This window comes from Streptomyces sp. NPDC059957 (genome assembly GCF_042730015.1).
Taxonomy (GTDB): domain Bacteria; phylum Actinomycetota; class Actinomycetes; order Streptomycetales; family Streptomycetaceae; genus Streptomyces.
Window position 1 is genome coordinate 67643 of sequence record NZ_JBHWMB010000010.1, and the last position, 15925, is coordinate 83567.

The window sequence follows — 15925 nt, forward strand, 5'->3', positions numbered from 1 at the left end:
ATGGGTGCGGCGGAGCGGGCCGGGCAGGGCGCCGTGGAGGAGACGGGCGGACCGGGCTCGGGGGGCCGGGCCGGGAGGGTCACATCCGGGCACCGAAGTTCTGGGTCCACCAGGGGCCGCCGGCGCCCTGGTGGATGCCCACACCGATGTCCTTGAAGGAGCAATTGAGGATGTTCTCGCGGTGGCCCTGGCTCTTCATCCAGGAATCCATGACCGAAGCCGCCGTCCGCTGCCCCTTCGCGATGTTCTCCCCGTAGGTGGACCAGCGGTACCCGGCGGCAGTGGTCCGCTTGCCCGGGTCCGCGCCGTCCGGGTTGGTGTGCGCGAAGAAGTCCCGCCGCGCCATGTCGTCGGAGTGGCCCTGGGCGGCCGTACGCAGCTGCGCGTCGTCCCTGAGCGGCCCGCAGCCGGCCTTCGCGCGCTCGGAGTTGACCAGGGCTATCACCTGGGCGGCGGTGCTGCCGCCCGGCGGGGCGGGAGCGGGGCTCTTCGGAGGCGTGGACTTCGGGCTCGGCTTCGGGGTGGGCGTGGGGGTCGGAGCCGGGCTCGGCGTCGGGCTCGGGCCGGGGCTCGGCGAGGAGCTCGGCGAGGCGGACACGGAGGGGCTCGGGGTGGGGGAGGCCGGCTCCGGGGGCAGTGCGCTCTCCGACTCCGGGGCCACGAGCGCGGCCGCGGGCGCCTCGGGGGAGGTGGTGCCGGGCCGGGTGCCGAGGTAGGTCAGCCCGCCTCCCACGACGCAGGCGGCGAGCACCGCGCCACCGATCATCCGCCGCCGGCCGCGGGTGCGCCGCTGCTTGCGCAGCGAGGCACGCCCGTCCCCGGGGCCGCCCACCGTGGCGAACTGCGCCACGTCGCCGCCGCTGTCGGCGGGGCCGGCGCCCGGGGCGGGGGAGCCGCCCGGAGAGGGGGAGCCGCCCGGGGCGGGGGAGTCCCCGGCGTCGTACGACGATGCGGTGGCGGCCAGGCCCGCGGAGGTGAAGCCGGAGGCCGTGGCCGCCCGTACGCCCGCGAGCAGCGCCGCCGAGACCGGCACCAGCGCCAGCCCGGCCAGGAGCCCTTCGGCCGGGAGCAGGCCGCTCCACAGGCCGCCGCACCGCAGGCACGCGCGGGCGTGCCGGGCTATTCGCTTGCGCCACAGCGCCGAGGGCAGACCGTCCCAGCTCGCCACCACGGTCCGCAGGTCCTCGCAGGGCGGCTGGGCATCCAGCGCCCGCTCCACCACCCGGGCCGCCTCCAGCTGCGCCTTCATCCGCTGGACCCGTACCGCCGTGTGCTGTGCGGACAGCTCGAGCGCGTGCGCCATCTCGGTGCGCGTCAGCTCCCCGGCGCACTCCAGCCACCACAGGGACAGCAGTGCCCGGTCGTCGGGCTCCAGCCAGCGCGTGGCACGGGCCGTCTCGCGGCGCTGGCCCTCCAGCTGGAGCCGTACGACGGTCAGGTCCGCGAAGTCGGCGCCGGGATCGGCGAGCTCCCAGGCCGCTTCCAGTCCGCTCTCGCCGGGGGCGCTCCGACGGGCCTGCCAGTGGGCGCGCACCCGGTTCATGGCGATCGCGACCAGCCAGGACCGGAAGCTGTGGTCGTCGCGCAGGCCGCCCAGCCCGTCGAGCGCCCGCAGCATCGTGTCCTGGACGACGTCGTCCACGTCGACGGACCCGTTCAGGGCTCGCCCGACGATGTTGTAGACCAGCGGCAGATAGGCGCTGACCAGGTCGTCCTGTGCGCGGGGATCGCCCGCGCGGGCCGCGGCGACCAGCGCTGCCGTGTGCGATGTGCTCATAGAAAAGTCCCTGTCCGTACCGGCGCTCGATGATGCCCAATACCTGGGAGACCGTCGAGGGGGACTTTCATAACACTTATCCGCCGAACGGTTTTGCGGATGCGGAATCCGGAGCACCCGGCCCCGGTTTCGGCCCTGCTTCCGACTCCGTTTCCCCGGCCGGGGCGAGCCGGGCGGCCAGGGCGTCGAGATCGGGCAGGAACCAGATGTGGCGGCCCTCGTTCGATTCCCGTACGAGATCGCGCAGGGCCGAACTCGCCCCCAGGTGGTGCGAGAGGTCACCCACGACCACCAGGCGGACCCGGTAGTTCACGAACTTCTGCATGATCGCCCCGGCGAGCCCGGTGCGCAGGTCGAAGAAGCCGGCGTCAAGGCGCTCGACCGGGACGGCGACGATGTCGGTCCGGTAGAAGGCGCCGCCGATCAGCTGGTCGAGCGCGTCCTGCTCGGTGGCGACCGGCGGACCGTCGGCGCCGCAGACCAGGACCGGTACGCCGTGGTGCTCCTGGATGAGATCAGCCACGGTGCACCGCCCCCGCGTCGTGGCCCGGGTCGTGGTCCAGCTCGTTCCCCATGCCGTTGCCCGGGCCGAGCACCCCGTCGATCAACTGCAGCAGATCGGCGGTGGTGGTGGCGTCGCCGAGAATCACGATCTTCATGCGGGCCCGCTCCTTGTCGTAGACCGTCTGGACCCGCAGCGCGGCCGGGGTGGCCCGCGGGGACTGCGCGCTCGCCGTGACGAGGTTCGCGAGCCGGTTCGCCGCGTCGGGACCGATCGCGTCGACCTGCACGATGCTCGACACCTCCAGGTGCCGGCGCGGTGTCTCCCCGGCGGTGGAGGGATCCCCGGCGGCCGGGGCGGGACGGCTGGTCAGGGCCTCGAAGTCCGCCCGGCTGATCCGGTACTGCTTGCCGATGCGGACGGCTTTCAGCCGGCCTTCGCGCACGTAGTTCCGGACGGTGCGCACGTGCAGCCCGAGCAGCTCGGCGACCTCGCCGACCGAGTACAGCTCGCGTCCTTCGTCACTCATACTTCCGGATCCTACCCCAAGAGGGATGGATTCATTCTGATAGGGAAGGTTGGGGAAGGTTCGATGCTGCGAGATCAGCAGTCGAGAAGGAGTGCGAGAAGCCGCCCCGGCGCCCGCATCGGCAGGTAGTGGTCCGCGTCGGCTACCTCCTCCAGCCGTGCGCCCGGGATGCCTCCGCATCCGCCGAGAGGCGGCGAGGGGCCCCGGAAAACCGCTTCGACCGCGGCCGGGGCCCGCTCCTAGGATCGTCGGATGACGGATCCTCGCTACCCCGCCAAGCCCCGCCCCGGAGACCGCGTCGCGGTGCTCTCCCCTTCGGCCGGTCTGCCCGCGCTCTTCCCGCAGCCCTACGAGTTGGGGCTGCGCCGGCTCCGGGAGGAGTTCGGGCTGGTACCGGTGGAGTATCCGACCACCCGGAAGATGGGCGCGACGCCGCAGGAGCGGGCCGCCGACCTCCACGCCGCCTTCGCCGATCCCGAGATCAAGGCGGTGATCGCCAGCATCGGCGGCGACGACCAGATCACGCTCCTCCCGCACCTCGACGCCGATCTCCTGCGCGCCCACCCCAAGCCGTTCTTCGGCTACAGCGACAACACCAACCTCCTCCTGCACCTCGGGAACCTGGGGCTGGTCGCCTATCACGGGAGCTCGGTGATGGTCGAGCTCGGACGGCCCGGCGCCATGCACCCGCTGACGGCCGAGTCCCTGCGGGCGGCACTGTTCACCTCCGGCGAGTACGAGCTGACCGCCGCCGGCGCCAGCGGGGACGTCAACGGCCCCTGGGACGACCCCCGCACCTTCGACGCCGAACCGGAACTCGACCCGGCCAAGGGCTGGACCTGGCACCACGCCGACCGCGTGGTCGAAGGCAACGGCTGGGGCGGCAACCTGGAGATCATCTCCTGGCTCCTGATGGCCGACCGCGCCGTGCGGCCCGTGGAGGAGTACGCCGGCAGGGTGCTCTTCCTGGAGACCTCGGAGGACATGCCGCGGGCCCAGGAGGTCTACTGGATCCTGCGCAACATGGGCGAACGCGGACTGCTGCGGCGGTTCCCCGCCCTCCTGATGGGCCGGGCGAAGAGCTGGTCCTTCGAGAAGCGCTTCGACGCCGAGGAGCGGGAGCGCTACCGCCACGAGCAGCGCGAGGCCGTCCTGCGGGCGCTCGGCGAGTACGCCCCCGACATCATGGCCGTCTTCGACGTGGATCTCGGACACACCGACCCGCAGATCGTGATCCCCGTCGGGGGGCGCATCCGGGTGGACGGGCCCGCCCGCCGCCTCCACGTCACGTACTGACGGTGAACATCCCTTACACGTAGCTCCGTTGGGGTTCCCACGGCCGGGTCCGGGGTGACAATGGGGCTCCCACGGGACGTGTTGGGGGCGGCATGTCGACGTTGCTCTTCAGGGGATCCGGCCGGGCACGGGGCTGGGCCGGATACCTCGGTTCGGTAGGGCTCGGAGCAGGTGCGGTGGCGCTGGCGGCGGTGTGGACCTCGGGGCCCTGGGCCGCCGGGATCGGCGCGGCCGTCACCACGCTGTCCGGGCTGGCCGCCGAGCGGATGCGGCCTTCCGGGGAGGGCGCCGACCCCCGGGCCGCCGGGGAGCTCCTGCGTACGGCGGCGGGCCGGATCCCGCTGCTGCGCCAGGTGGACCGCCCCGAACTGGCCGGAGTCCACCCGGCCGAGGCCCCCGAGGCCCCGCCCCCGTACATCCGGCGCGACGCCGAACCGGGACTGCGGGCCACCCTGGAGCGCAGCCGCTTCGTCCTCGTGGTGGGGGAGTCCACGGCGGGCAAGACCCGGCTCGCCTACGAGGTGGCCCGCACCCGCTACCCCCGGCACGCCTTCGTCCGCCCGCTCTCCCGCGCCGCACTGCCCGAAGCGGTACGGATCGCCGGGCGGCGGCGCCGCGCCGTGCTCTGGCTGGACGACCTGGAGGACCACCTCGGCGCGGGCGGCCTCGGCGCCGCACAACTGGCCTCCCTGCGCACGACGGTGGTCATCGCGACGATGCGGGGCGAGGAGTACCGGCGCTACGACGCCCGTGAGGAGAGCCGGCTCACCGGCTCCGACCGGGACGCCTGGCGGGCCCAGCGCGACCTGCTCCACCAGGCGGCCGTCATCAGGCTGCCCCGGCACTGGTCCAGGGCGGAGCGCGGCCGGGCCGCCGCCCACCAAGGGGATCCGCGGATCGGGGCCGCGCTGCGCGCGGGCGAGCGGTTCGGGGTGGCCGAGGTGCTGGCGGCCGGTCCGGAGCTCCTGGCGGCCTGGGAGAACGCCTGGGCCCCGGGAGCCAATCCGCGCGGCGCCGCCGTGGTCGCCGCCGCGGTGGACTGCCGCCGGGCAGGACTGCGCCGCCCGGTGAGCCGCGCCTGGCTGCGCGAGCTGCACGCCCCCTACCTGGCGGCCCGCGGCGGCGGAGACCTCCAGCCCGAGCCGTTCGCGGAGGCGATGGACTGGGCCTGCGCCGCCGCCTACGCCACGAGCGGGCTGCTCATCGGCAACTTCGGGGCCGGATTCACCGCGTTCGACTACCTGTTGAACGCGCCGGGCAACGGTCCCGTGCCCGACCACCTGTGGCGCGGACTGCTGCCCCTGGTGGAGCCCGCCGACGCCTACGACATGGGGCTCGTCGCCCATCAGGAGGGGCGCCTCGCCCGGGCCGTCGAAGCCCTGGGCCTCGCCTCCCGCGGCGGGGTCCCCGGCGCCGAACTGCCGCTGGCCATCGCCGTCGGGGACTCCGGGAAACCGCGCCGGGCCGCCGCCGATCTCGCCGGGATCGCCCGTAGGCGCGCCGCCCGGCTCGGGCCCAGGCACCCCGACACCCTGGCGGCCCGGCATCAACTGGCCTTCTTCGTAGGGGAGGCCGGGAACCAGCTGGCCGCCGCGGCCCAGTTCGCGGAGCTGCTCGAGGACGTGGCGGAGGTACTGGGACCCGATCATCCGGACACCCTGGCGGCCCGCCACCAGCTGGCCTACTTCACCGGCGGGGGCGGTGATCCCCGCGCGGCGGCCCGCCAGTTGGAGGCGCTGCTGACCGACCGCTTACGGGTCCACGGCGCAGGCCATCCGCAGGTGCTGGCGACCCGGCGCAGCCTGATCTGGTTCCGCCCGTGCGAACCGGCTCATGCGGAGGCGGAGTTCCGGAGACTGCTGGCCGAAGCCGAAGCCGCCGACGGGATCGGGCCCGACGATCCGCACACGCTCGCCATCCGGGGAAGCCTGGCCGCGCTGGCGGCCCGCGCCGGGCGCACCGCCGAGGCGGCCGAGGCCTGGGCGGAACTCACCGCCGACCGGACCCGGGTGCTCGGCGAGGACCACCCCCACGTGTTCTACTCCCGCCTGGAATGGGCCCGTACCCTGCTCGCCCGGGGCCGGGCCTCCGAGGCGGCCGCGGTGCTGACCGGCGCCCTGGCGCGGGCCGAGTCCGTGCTGGAACCGGGCCACCGCCACCTGCGGACGGCCCGGGAACTGCTGGCCCGGACCTCCGGCCGGGATCCTGCCGCCGACCGGCCCGAGAACTCACGGCGCGCGCACCGCCCCGACTGACCGGGTCGCGTCCCCTGGTGGGCTACAGCAGCGGCGCCAGTGCCCGGGTGGCCGCGAGCAGGGCGGGTGCGCAGGCCTCGATCTCCGTGCGGGAGACCAGGAAGGTCACGGTCGTGATGCTGACGCCGCCGATGGGGCGGCCGCCGGCGTCGAGGATCGCGGCGCCGATGCAGCGGATCGTCGCCTCGTTCTCCTCGTCGTCCACGGCGAACCCCCGCGCCCGTACGGCTTCCAGCTCCGCCTCCAGGGCCTGCGGCGTGGTGAGCGTGTTCGGCGTGCGGCGCGGCAGGCCGGCCGCGGCGACCAGGTCGCGGGCCTCGTCCCCGGGCAGCCGGGCCAGGATGCTCTTGCCGATCGCCGTCGTGTGCAGCGGCATCCGCATGCCGACCCGCGAGGCGGTCCGGAAGGGCTGTGTGCTCTCCAGCTTCCGGATGTAGGTGATGGTCTCCCCGCTGTGCAGGGCGAGATGGACCGCCTGCCCGGTGGCCTCCTGCAGTTCCCGCAGGATCTGCTCGATGCCGGCCGGCTCCCCATTGCCGACCAGGGCGGACAGGGTGCGCAGCCGCGGGCCGACGCCGTAGCGGCTCTCGCCCTCGGAGCGTACGAAGCCCTGCTCGATCAGCGAGGCCAGGATGCGGAAGGTGCTCGACTTCGGCACGGCCGCCGCGGCCACGACATCGGTGAGCCGGTGCGGGCCGCCGGGCGCGGCCACGGCCTCCAGGATCCGCATCGACTTCTCCAGTGCCGTACCCGCGGCGGAGGACCGGCCGCCGCGGGCGGTGCTTTCGGCCTCCGCGCTTTCGACCTCCGTACTTTCGGCCTCCGCGCTCTCGGGCCTGCCGTCCGTGGACAAGGGATCTCCAGAGGTGGGTATGGTCTGCACCAGAAGTGTTCCGGTACACAATACCAAGTTCCATTACGTGGAACAAATGGAGGACCCTTTGTCCTGTCACCCGTATACGGCCATCACCGCGCAGCGCCTGCTACCGGTCCTGCGCAACGCCGACGCGGACGAGGCCGTCCGCCACACCGCCGCCCTGCTCGCCGCGGGCTGCCGCGCCGTCGAACTCACCACCTCCACCCCCGGCTGGGCCGGGGCGGTGGCCCGCACCGCCCCGCTCACCGACGCGCGGGGGCGGTCCGCCCTCATCGGTGTCGGCACCGTCACCACCGCCCCGGCCGCGCGCACCGCACTCGACGCGGGCGCCGCCTTCCTCATCTCCCCGTACCCGGCCCCCGAGGTCCGCGAGGTCGCCCGGGAGCGCGGGGCCGCCTTCATCGAAGGCGGCTTCACCCCCGGCGAGATCGCCTCCGCCGTCCGGTCCGGCGGCGCGGCGAAGGTGTTCCCCGCCCACGTGGGCGGCCCGCGGTTCATCCGTTCCCTCAAGGCCGTCCTCCCCGACGCCCTGATCATCCCGACCGGCGGGATCGAGCCCGGCGAGGTCCGCGACTGGCTCGCCGCCGGGGCCGCCGCCGTCGGGATAGGCAGCGGCCTGCCCGCCGATCCGGGCGAACTGGCCGCCCTCTTCGCCGACCTCGCCCAGCCCTGCTGCGGCGACTGCGCGGCTCCGGAGCCCCGAGCGTGAGCGGGGAGTACGACGTCCTCGTCCTCGGTGAGGTCCTCGTCGAGATCCACGCCGAGACCGCCCTGCGGGACGCCGCCGACGGCACCCCCGCCCGCGTCTCCTTCTCCGGGGACGCCCTCAACGCCGCGGCCGCCGCCGTCGCCGCCGGAGCCCGCACCGCGCTCCTCGCCGTCGTCGGCGAGGACGAGCTGAGCGTCCCGCTGCTGGCCCGCGCCGCGGAACTCGGCGTGGACGTCTCCCACGTACGCCGCTCCCCGCGCCCGAACGGCGCCTACCTGCTCTGCGCCGACACCGAGGGCGACCGCGAGTTCGTGTACTGGCGCACGGGCAGCGCCGGTTCCACCCTCTCGGTGGAACACATCGAGTCCTGGCGGGAGTTGCTGACGGGCTCCAAGGCCCTCATCACCAGCGGCATCGCCGGCGCCCTGTCGCCGAGCAGCCGCGAAGCCGTACTGCTCGCCGCCCGCACCGTGCACGAGGCCGGCGGGCACCTCTCCTACGACCCCAACTTCCGCTCGCGGCTCACCAGTCGAGGTGAGGCGCGGACACTCCTGGCCCGCATCGCCCCGCTGACCGGGCTGCTGAAGACCTCCTGCCCGGCCGACGCGCTGGCCATGGTCGACACCGGCGACCCGGCCGAGGCCGCCGCCCGCTACCGGGCCCTGGGCGCCCGCAGCGTCGTGGTCACCGCGGGCGCCGACCGGCTGCTACTGGACGACGGCACGACAGCGGCGTACCTCCCCGTCCCGGTCAACCCGGCCCCGGTCGACGCGACCGGCGCCGGGGACTGCTTCACCGGCACCGCCACCGCCCGCCTCGCCCTGGGCGACAGCCTCGCGGACTCCGTGGCCTACGCGGCGGCGGCCGCCTCCCTCTCCGTGTCCGGCCGCGGCGGCACCGGACGCATCCCGGATTTCACCGAAACGACGGCCCTGGCGGCCGCCCACCGCGAAGACGTCCGCAGGGCCGGACAGGCACGCAACGAACGCGATCGTTCGTGACCCGAAGATGAGCACGAGGCGCGCGCAGGTCCCGAAGGCGGCGATGGCTACGAGGCCTCGAGCAGGGCCGTCTCCTCGGGCGGCAGCCGCAGCGCGCCGGCGGCGACGTTCTCGGTCAGGTGCTCCGGATTGCCGGTGCCGGGGATGGCCAGGACGTGCGCGCCCCGGCTCAGGGTCCACGCCAGGCGGAGCTGGGCCGGGGACACTCCGTGGGCCCGCGCGAGGTCGCGTACCGCCGGGCCCTCCTCGGTGACCCCTCCGGCCTCCTTGCCCGCGCCCGCGATCGCGAAGAAGGGGACGAAGGCGATGCCCTGCTCTCCGCACGCGTCGAGGAATGCGTGCTCCTCGGCCGGCGAACCGATCCCGTAGGCGTTCTGCACGCAGACCACGGGCGCGATGGCCCGCGCCTCGGCGAGGTGGTCCGGCCGTACGTTGGACACGCCCAGGTGCCGGATCAGTCCGGCGGTGCGCAGCTCGGCGAGGGCGCCGAAGTGCTCGGCGATCGAACCGGTCTCCGCCTGGCGCGGGACGCGCAGGTTGACCACGTCCAGGTGGTCGCGGCCGAGCTGGCGCAGGTTCTCCTCGACCTGCCCGCGCAGCTGCCCGGGCGTGGCCCACCACCAGTCGCCGGCGGCGTCGCGGCCCGGCCCGACCTTGGTGGTGATGACCAGCTCGTCGGCGTACGGGGCGAGGGCCCGGTTGATGAGCTCGTTGGCGGAGCGGGTCGCGGAGAAGTAGAAGGCGGCCGTGTCGATGTGGTTGACCCCCAGCTCGACCGCCTTCCTCAGCACCCCGGTCACCCGGTCCCGGTCGCTGGGTGAGCCGTCGGCGAGGTGGGTGAGCCGCATCGCGCCGAAGCCGATGCGGCGGACCGGGAGGTCGCCGAGGATCCAGGTGCCGGAGTCGGCTGCGTTGATCTTGTCGGAAGTCATCGGGTGAGGGTAGCGGGGTCGGTGACCCACCCCGCGAACAGCACGAGACCGGACTCCCGGTCGACGGCGAGGAAGCCGAAGGGCCGGTCCACCTCGAACTCGGCCTGCCGGACCCGGTGCGACCGGACCCTCGCGGCCCCGCGGGGCATGGCGACGGCGGTGACGGCCGCGGCCTCGAACCCCTCCGCGTGGAAGCGGGCCACGGCCGACTGGCGGGCCGAGCCGACGGCCAGGGGGACGGAGGAGATGCCGGGGAAGTGGCCGGGACGGGCGGCCGCGGAGGCGAGCCCGAACAGCTCGGATTGGAGCAGCAGATCGTGCTCGGCGCGGAGGTCGAAGGCCACCGTGGCGATCCGGGCAATGGGTTCGGGGCTGGTCGAATCCACTGTGCGGAGCGACAGCCCGGGTCCCGCGGCGCCGTCGGGAAGCCCGCTTGCGGTCGAGGAGGCCAGCGCGCCCGTGACCTCGGAGATCCCGGTGGTCAGCACGTCGCCCGGCGCGGCCCCGGGCTCGCCGAGCACCAGGTGCACGTCCACGCCGTGGGCGCCGGGCGCGCCGGGTACGCAGAGCAGGGTGACCGGACCGCAGGATCCCCGGGCCACCCGGATCCGCTGGGGGAAGGCGTGGGTGACGGACAGCCCGCGCAGGCCGCGCCCGTTCCACGGGCCGTGGGACGGCTGGACCGGCCGCTCGGAGAAGGGTTTCTCCCAGGTCAGGTTCAGCGCGAGCGCGGAGGCGAGGACCAGGTCGACGTGCGGGCCCGCCTCCACCGGCATCCGCTCGACCAGGCCGCCCGTGCGGTCGGCTGCCCAGGCGTCCAGGGCCTTGCGGTCGGTGTCCTCGTCTCCGGTCAGCGTGGCCCGGGTCCCGGCCGGGAGCCGGTCAGACCACGCCGCCTCCAGCGGGAGGTCCCGCCGCGCCCACACACCGGTGGCCGCGCGCAGGCCCCGTACGCCGTCCAGGGCGGTCAGCAGTTCCCGGGCGGCTTCTGCCGCCGTGCCGGCGGGTATACCGAGGGCTTCGGCCAGTTCGGTGCGGGCCGGGCCGTCGGCGCCGTCCGCGAGGAGGGCCAGCAGCGGCCAGACCCCGGTGGCCGTGAACACCGTGCCTTCGGCCGGGTCCGCGGCCTGCGCCGACCATCGTGCCGCCCACCGTGCCGTCAGGCGGTTGACCGCCTCCACCGTCGAGTTGTCCATGGAACGGAGCGTACGGGCCGGGGCCGGGCGGAGCGGGAGCGGCTCAACCCCATTCCTCGGCATCCAGCTTGGCCCAGGCTTCCGCTTCCTCCGCCTCGTGGTCCACTTCTTCGGAGGGGAGGGGGTCCGTCACCCAGCCCGCCGCGAGCACCAGGCGGGAGGTCCGGTGGACGGCGAGGAAGCCGAAGGGGCGGTGGAAGGCGACCTCGGCCTGCCTGACGCGGTACCTGAGCCGGGGCATCGCGCAGCCGACGGCTAGTCCGATCGCCGTCACGGCGGCGGCTTCGAAGCCCTCCGCGTGGAATCGGGCCACGGCCGACTGCCGGGCCGAGCCGACGGCCAGCGGCTCGCCGCTGATCCCCGGGAAGTGGCCGGCCCGGGTGTCGCGGGCGCTCTCCAGGCCGAACAGCCAGGCCGGGTCGAGGAGATCGTGGTCCGCCTTCACCTCGAAGGCCACCGTGCTGATGCCGAGCCGGTGTTCGCGGCGGTCCGAGAGGACGCTCCGGATGTGCAGCCCCGGCCCAGGGTTCCCCTCGGGCAGCAGGCTCGCGCCCGTCGACGGGATCGCCCGGGTGACGGCCGCGATGCCCGCCTGGAGGGTCCGGCCGGGAGGGGCCTGCGGCTCGCCCAGGACGAGGTGGACGTCGACCCCGCCGTCGCCCACCACCTCCAGCAGGGTCACGGGGCCGCTCGGCGCCCGGGCCACGCGGACCCGGTCGAGGAGGGTCGTACCGCGGCTCAGGCCCTGCACCGTCCGCCCTGCCCACGGGCCTTCGTCGATCTCGGTCGTCCAGGGGTCGAAGGGCTGGATCCACCGCGTGCGCAGCGTGAGCGCGGAGGCGAGCACGAGGCGCGTCTCCTCGTCCACCTCCACCGGCATCTGCTCAACAAGGCCGTCGGTGCGGTCGGCTGCCCAGGCGTCCAGGGCCTTGCGGTCGGTGTCCTCGTCTCCGGTCAGCGTGCCGCGGGTTCCGGCGGGGAGCCCCGCCGACCAGGCGGCCTCCAGCGGGAGGTCCCGACTGGTCCACAGGCCGGTGGCGGAGCGCAGGCCCCGTACGGCGTCCAGGGAGGTCAGCAGTTCCCGGGCGGCTTCTGCCACCGTGTCGGCCGGTATGCCGAGGGCTTCGGCCAGTTCGGTGCGGGCCGGGCCGTCGGCGCCGTCCGCGAGGAGGGCCAGCAGCGGCCAGACCCCGGCGGCCGTGAACACCGTGCCCGTGCCGTCCGCCGCCGCGTGTCCGGCCCAGCGGGAGGTGAGCGCGTTGACCGCCCGTACCGTCTTCGTCTTCATGCGGGGGAGCGTAAGGGTTGGGGCGCCGCCGGGACGGGTCGTTTTCCGCGGCCCGGCGGCGCTGTTCAGGGGGCGGGGCCGTCAGCGGCGGCCGCGCAGGCCCTCGTCGACCGCGGTCATCAGCTCACCGTCGGCCGTGTCCGCGTCCAGCGACCAGAACATCGCGCCGCCGAGGCCCTCTTCGCGGATGTACCGGGTCTTGGCGCGCAGCACCTGCGGGTCGTCGTACGTCCACAGGGTGGTGCCGTCGAAGAGCCAGGCACTGCCGTTGCGGCGGTCCCGGTGGAGCTTGTAAGTGCCGGACGCGGCAAGCTGCTTGAGCTCCTTGTAGTCCGCGTACCCGTTCGCCCAGGCGGCCGGGGCGGGGCCCGTCGCGGGCTGCCCCATGCCGTCCCCGCCGCCGCTGACGCCGGTCCAGCCCTGCCCGTAGAACGGCATGCCCATCACGAGCTTGTGCGCGGGTGCTCCGCGCCGCTCCCAGGCGTCCACGGTGCCGTCGACGCTGAAGTCGTTCCGCGCGTACAGCGCGGACTGCTGGGCGGTGGTCGCCTCACCGGAGACGTGGAAGTCGTAGCCCTGGAGGGTCACGAAGTCGAGGTCGCGCATGATCCGGCGGACGTCGAAGCCCGCGTCGATCTTGGCGGGGGCGGTCGGGACGAAGGCGGACAGCTCGTACTTCGACTTCCGCTTCTGGCTGCGGGCGTAGTCGTCGAGCTGGGTGCGGAACTCGCTCACCAGCGCGGTGAAGTTCTTCTTGTCCTCGGGGCGGTATGTGGTGTCGGCGTCGCCCGAGGAGCCGGGCCACTCCCAGTCGAGGTCGATCCCGTCGAAGAGGCCGGCGGCCGAACCCGCGCCACCGCGGCTGCCGTCCTGCGGGAGGTTGCCCTTGATGTACAGGTCGATGCAGGAGGACACGAGGGCCTTGCGCGAGGCCGGGGTGAGCGCGGCGTCCGAGAAGTGCGTGGACCAGGACCAACCGCCCAGGGAGATCAGGACCTTGAGGTTCGGGTGCTTGGCTTTGAGCTCGCGGAGCTGGTTGAAGTTGCCGGCGAGCGGCTGCACCCAGTCGTCGGCGACGCCGTCCACCGAGTTCTCGGCGTCCAGCGGGCGGACGTAGTCGGCCCAGGCATCGGCCTCACCGGGGATGTTGCCGGTGAAGCACTTGCCTTCCGCGCTGATGTTGCCGAAGGCGTAGTTGATGTGCGTGAGCTTGCTCGCGCTGCCGTTCTTCTCCAGGTCTTGGACCTGGAAGTCCCGTCCGTAGACGCCCCATTGGGTGAAGTAGCCGACCTTCTTGTACGAGCGGCCGTGCCCGGAGTCGCCGTGGCCGGCGCCGTCGTGGGCGGGGGCGAAGGCGGTCAGCAGGGAGAGGGAGCAGGCGGCGACGGCCAGCCTGCCGAGCATGCTGCGGCGCATGGGCTTCCTTTGCGGATGCGGTGAGTGGTGCCGGGGCGCGTGCGCTGTGCATGCGGAAACTATTGGTCTGGACCACAGAGGGTCAAGGGGGCGGGGCGAATCGAAGTGGGCCCGCCCGTGTGCTTCCGGCGCGCGTGCCGCGGGGTCAACTGTCCACGGCGCGATACATGTTGTCTCGAAGTGTGGGCGTCGCATGGGATGGGCCGGGGTGGGCCGACCCCTGCCGATATCACCCTGACCAGGGAGGACGGCCCGCTCGTCGACCGGCTCGGGTGCGCCGGCGCGCGGACCCGGGACGAAAATTCCTCGTGTTCGATCACCGAATTCAGTGGATCTTCGGCGTGCGCCATGACATGGTTGGTCTCACCGAAGGGGTGTAGCTCAGTTGGTAGAGCACCGGTCTCCAAAACCGGTTGTCGTAGGTTCGAGCCCTGCCACCCCTGCCAAGCCCGACCCAGTGTGAACTTAGCGAACGCCCAGGTGGGAGACCCTTTCCCCCTGGGCGTTCGCTGTTTCCTCGACGTCTGCCGGAGCCTCCCGGACTCGGACGGAGTCTGTTCGGTGCACCTCGCCCGGGTGGAGCACCCTTCCGATGGCGCCGCAGTCCCAGCAGGCCTCGTCGTGGGGCTCGTGCGGCGGGTGCGATGCGCGGGCCGACGTGGCCGCCCATCGTGCTCCGTTCAAGGCGCGTGTCAGCGCACGGTACCGGGGCTGGTCAGGCCGGACTCGCCGATGACCTGGTGGAAGAAGTCCGGCGACGGTTTTGCGACGCCCCACTCGGCCGAGGTGACGGTCAGGTCCGCGGGTAGCTGCAGCGAGCGCAGCAGGTCGCCCATCTTGGTGCTCTGGTTCCCGGCGATGACGACCCGGACGCCCATGCCCTGGAGCGTGGCCAGGGCAGGCCGGACGTCTTCGTACAGGTCGGTCTCGTCGAGCTGTTCGCCGCGGCCGGCAGCCTCGCGCGCCCGGTACTCGGCGCCGATGTCGATGCCCGGCTTCAGCAGGCGGGGGGCATCCGCGTTGTCGCGTCCGTCCACGACGACAGCTCCGACGAGCGCCGACAGGGTATGGCGGGGAACGCCGAGCCAGTCGGCCCAGCTTGCCCAGTAGCGGTCATCCTTGGTGAGTGTCTCGCCGACGTCGAGTACGACAGTGCGAATCATGCGCGCGATCTTACGGCGGGCTCACTCGCGCCCGATATCCTGTGCGACATGTCCCAGACCCCACCCGACCGTGGTCCTGTGCGCTCTGCGGCCGAGGTCAATGTCGAGATCCGGGCGCTTGTCGCCGCGGGCGGGGCGGCCACGGCGCGGTACGAGGAACTGCTGACTGAGTGGGCTGCTGCGATCCGGGCTGATGTCAGACCTGCCGCCTAGGATCCGGCCGCGGCAGATGCACAGGTAGACGAAGCAGCAGGCCGGCAGCGACTGGTCGAGCTGAAGCGCGCCGGCGAGGGGTGACCGAGCACGCGAAGGTCCACGGGCTGAACCGTTTCGACGTGGAGGAGAAGGCGGTCAAGGCGGCTCTGTATCCGGAGCCGGCCGAAGGCTGACAGCACTCCGCCCCACCGGGCGCTGTTCCGGTGGGGCGGTTTCGTGCACCTGCAGCCCTGCAGCATCCCCGCGTGTAGTAGCCGCTGGTTGACGTGCTCACTATCGCGCGGGCCACTGACAATCCCGAGGATCCGGGGGCAGGACCGCGCGAGTGGAAGCGAATACAGGTAGTCCACGTAGGTGGGCGGCGAGCGCACGCGTCCGCTCGCCAGGGATGCCTCGCGGCGGGCGATCGCCGTCGAGGGACTGGATCCCTGCCCGTTCTGTCGGCCCGACGTCGCCCTCGGCGCGCTGGACCGACCAGGGCCCCGCACGCTGGAGGCATGGCCGACCAGGCGCAGGTCACCGTCCACCCCGTCGCCCCGACCGGCGGTCGGCGAGTCGTGGGGCACATCCACGGCACCGACGCGATCCTCGGCGTCGCCTACTCGATGGCCGACGTCATCGAGTTTCTGCGGCGGGCCGGCTGGCTCGATGAGGCGGACTGGCCGCCGATCGTGTGGCAGGGCGGCGGACCCGAGGAATGGACGAAGGAGTCGTCATGAGTGAGAGTGCCGCACGGAGAGGCGCGGGTCGGTGCGGAGCTGGGGCGAC

At 73.5% G+C, this 15925-nt stretch carries 13 protein-coding genes, 1 tRNA gene and 2 pseudogenes; 7 read left to right on the forward strand and 9 right to left on the reverse strand.

What is annotated here, in order from left to right; all coding sequences use genetic code 11:
* Positions 1 to 79: 79 nt before the first annotated feature.
* From ACFWBW_RS09475 to ACFWBW_RS09485, 3 genes are all read right to left on the reverse strand, one after another.
* Positions 80 to 1777 carry a sigma-70 family RNA polymerase sigma factor gene (locus ACFWBW_RS09475; protein ID WP_385369990.1) on the reverse strand — a complete coding sequence of 566 codons (1698 nt, stop codon included), beginning with the start codon at positions 1775 to 1777 and terminating at the stop codon, positions 80 to 82.
* Between the two features lie 76 nt (positions 1778 to 1853).
* Positions 1854 to 2300 carry a DUF4180 domain-containing protein gene (locus ACFWBW_RS09480; protein WP_385369992.1) on the reverse strand — a complete coding sequence of 149 codons (447 nt, stop codon included), beginning with the start codon at positions 2298 to 2300 and terminating at the stop codon, positions 1854 to 1856.
* Positions 2293 to 2808: a helix-turn-helix domain-containing protein gene (locus ACFWBW_RS09485; RefSeq protein ID WP_385369994.1), complete on the reverse strand. Its 516-nt coding sequence runs from the start codon at positions 2806 to 2808 to the stop codon at positions 2293 to 2295. Before ACFWBW_RS09485 ends, ACFWBW_RS09480 begins: the two co-directional genes overlap by 8 nt.
* Positions 2809 to 3060: 252 nt before the next feature.
* On the opposite strand from ACFWBW_RS09485, the gene ACFWBW_RS09490 reads away from it, so the two are divergent.
* Both ACFWBW_RS09490 and ACFWBW_RS09495 read left to right on the forward strand, forming a co-directional pair.
* Entirely contained in the window at positions 3061 to 4104 is a 1044-nt protein-coding gene (locus tag ACFWBW_RS09490) for a S66 peptidase family protein (RefSeq protein WP_385369996.1), read from the forward strand.
* Between the two features lie 92 nt (positions 4105 to 4196).
* Positions 4197 to 6359: a tetratricopeptide repeat protein gene (locus ACFWBW_RS09495; RefSeq protein ID WP_385369998.1), complete on the forward strand. Its 2163-nt coding sequence runs from the start codon at positions 4197 to 4199 to the stop codon at positions 6357 to 6359.
* Between the two features lie 22 nt (positions 6360 to 6381).
* Here ACFWBW_RS09495 and ACFWBW_RS09500 read toward each other — a convergent pair whose 3' ends face one another.
* Positions 6382 to 7212, reverse strand: a complete 831-nt coding sequence (locus ACFWBW_RS09500; protein ID WP_385370000.1) for an IclR family transcriptional regulator — start codon at positions 7210 to 7212, stop codon at positions 6382 to 6384.
* 88 nt (positions 7213 to 7300) lie between these two features.
* On the opposite strand from ACFWBW_RS09500, the gene ACFWBW_RS09505 reads away from it, so the two are divergent.
* Positions 7301 to 7945, forward strand: a complete 645-nt coding sequence (locus ACFWBW_RS09505) for a bifunctional 4-hydroxy-2-oxoglutarate aldolase/2-dehydro-3-deoxy-phosphogluconate aldolase (protein WP_385370002.1) — start codon at positions 7301 to 7303, stop codon at positions 7943 to 7945.
* Positions 7942 to 8946: a PfkB family carbohydrate kinase gene (locus tag ACFWBW_RS09510; protein ID WP_385370003.1), complete on the forward strand. Its 1005-nt coding sequence runs from the start codon at positions 7942 to 7944 to the stop codon at positions 8944 to 8946. The genes ACFWBW_RS09505 and ACFWBW_RS09510 overlap by 4 nt, the downstream gene beginning before the upstream one ends.
* A gap of 47 nt (positions 8947 to 8993) precedes the next feature.
* Here ACFWBW_RS09510 and ACFWBW_RS09515 read toward each other — a convergent pair whose 3' ends face one another.
* From ACFWBW_RS09515 to ACFWBW_RS09530, 4 genes are all read right to left on the reverse strand, one after another.
* Positions 8994 to 9878 carry an aldo/keto reductase gene (locus tag ACFWBW_RS09515; protein ID WP_385370005.1) on the reverse strand — a complete coding sequence of 295 codons (885 nt, stop codon included), beginning with the start codon at positions 9876 to 9878 and terminating at the stop codon, positions 8994 to 8996.
* Positions 9875 to 11074, reverse strand: a complete 1200-nt coding sequence (locus ACFWBW_RS09520) for a serpin family protein (protein ID WP_385370007.1) — start codon at positions 11072 to 11074, stop codon at positions 9875 to 9877. Before ACFWBW_RS09520 ends, ACFWBW_RS09515 begins: the two co-directional genes overlap by 4 nt.
* A 43-nt stretch (positions 11075 to 11117) precedes the next feature.
* Positions 11118 to 12362: a serpin family protein gene (locus ACFWBW_RS09525; RefSeq protein ID WP_385370009.1), complete on the reverse strand. Its 1245-nt coding sequence runs from the start codon at positions 12360 to 12362 to the stop codon at positions 11118 to 11120.
* 81 nt (positions 12363 to 12443) lie between these two features.
* On the reverse strand, positions 12444 to 13778 hold the full coding sequence (locus ACFWBW_RS09530) for a glycoside hydrolase family 18 protein (RefSeq protein WP_385370011.1): 1335 nt from the start codon (positions 13776 to 13778) through the stop codon (positions 12444 to 12446).
* Positions 13779 to 14148: 370 nt separating this feature from the next.
* On the opposite strand from ACFWBW_RS09530, the gene ACFWBW_RS09535 reads away from it, so the two are divergent.
* A tRNA-Trp gene (locus ACFWBW_RS09535) sits at positions 14149 to 14224 on the forward strand.
* Between the two features lie 252 nt (positions 14225 to 14476).
* Here ACFWBW_RS09535 and ACFWBW_RS09540 read toward each other — a convergent pair.
* A pseudogene (locus tag ACFWBW_RS09540) lies at positions 14477 to 14941 on the reverse strand (HAD family hydrolase); the annotation flags it as partial.
* Between the two features lie 570 nt (positions 14942 to 15511).
* Here ACFWBW_RS09540 and ACFWBW_RS09545 point away from each other — a divergent pair.
* Together ACFWBW_RS09545 and ACFWBW_RS09550 are read left to right on the forward strand one after the other, a co-directional pair.
* Positions 15512 to 15607, forward strand: a pseudogene (locus ACFWBW_RS09545) (DUF6233 domain-containing protein); the annotation flags it as partial.
* Positions 15608 to 15654: 47 nt separating this feature from the next.
* Positions 15655 to 15876, forward strand: a complete 222-nt coding sequence (locus ACFWBW_RS09550) for a hypothetical protein (RefSeq protein WP_385370013.1) — start codon at positions 15655 to 15657, stop codon at positions 15874 to 15876.
* The last annotated feature ends 49 nt before the right edge of the window (positions 15877 to 15925 follow it).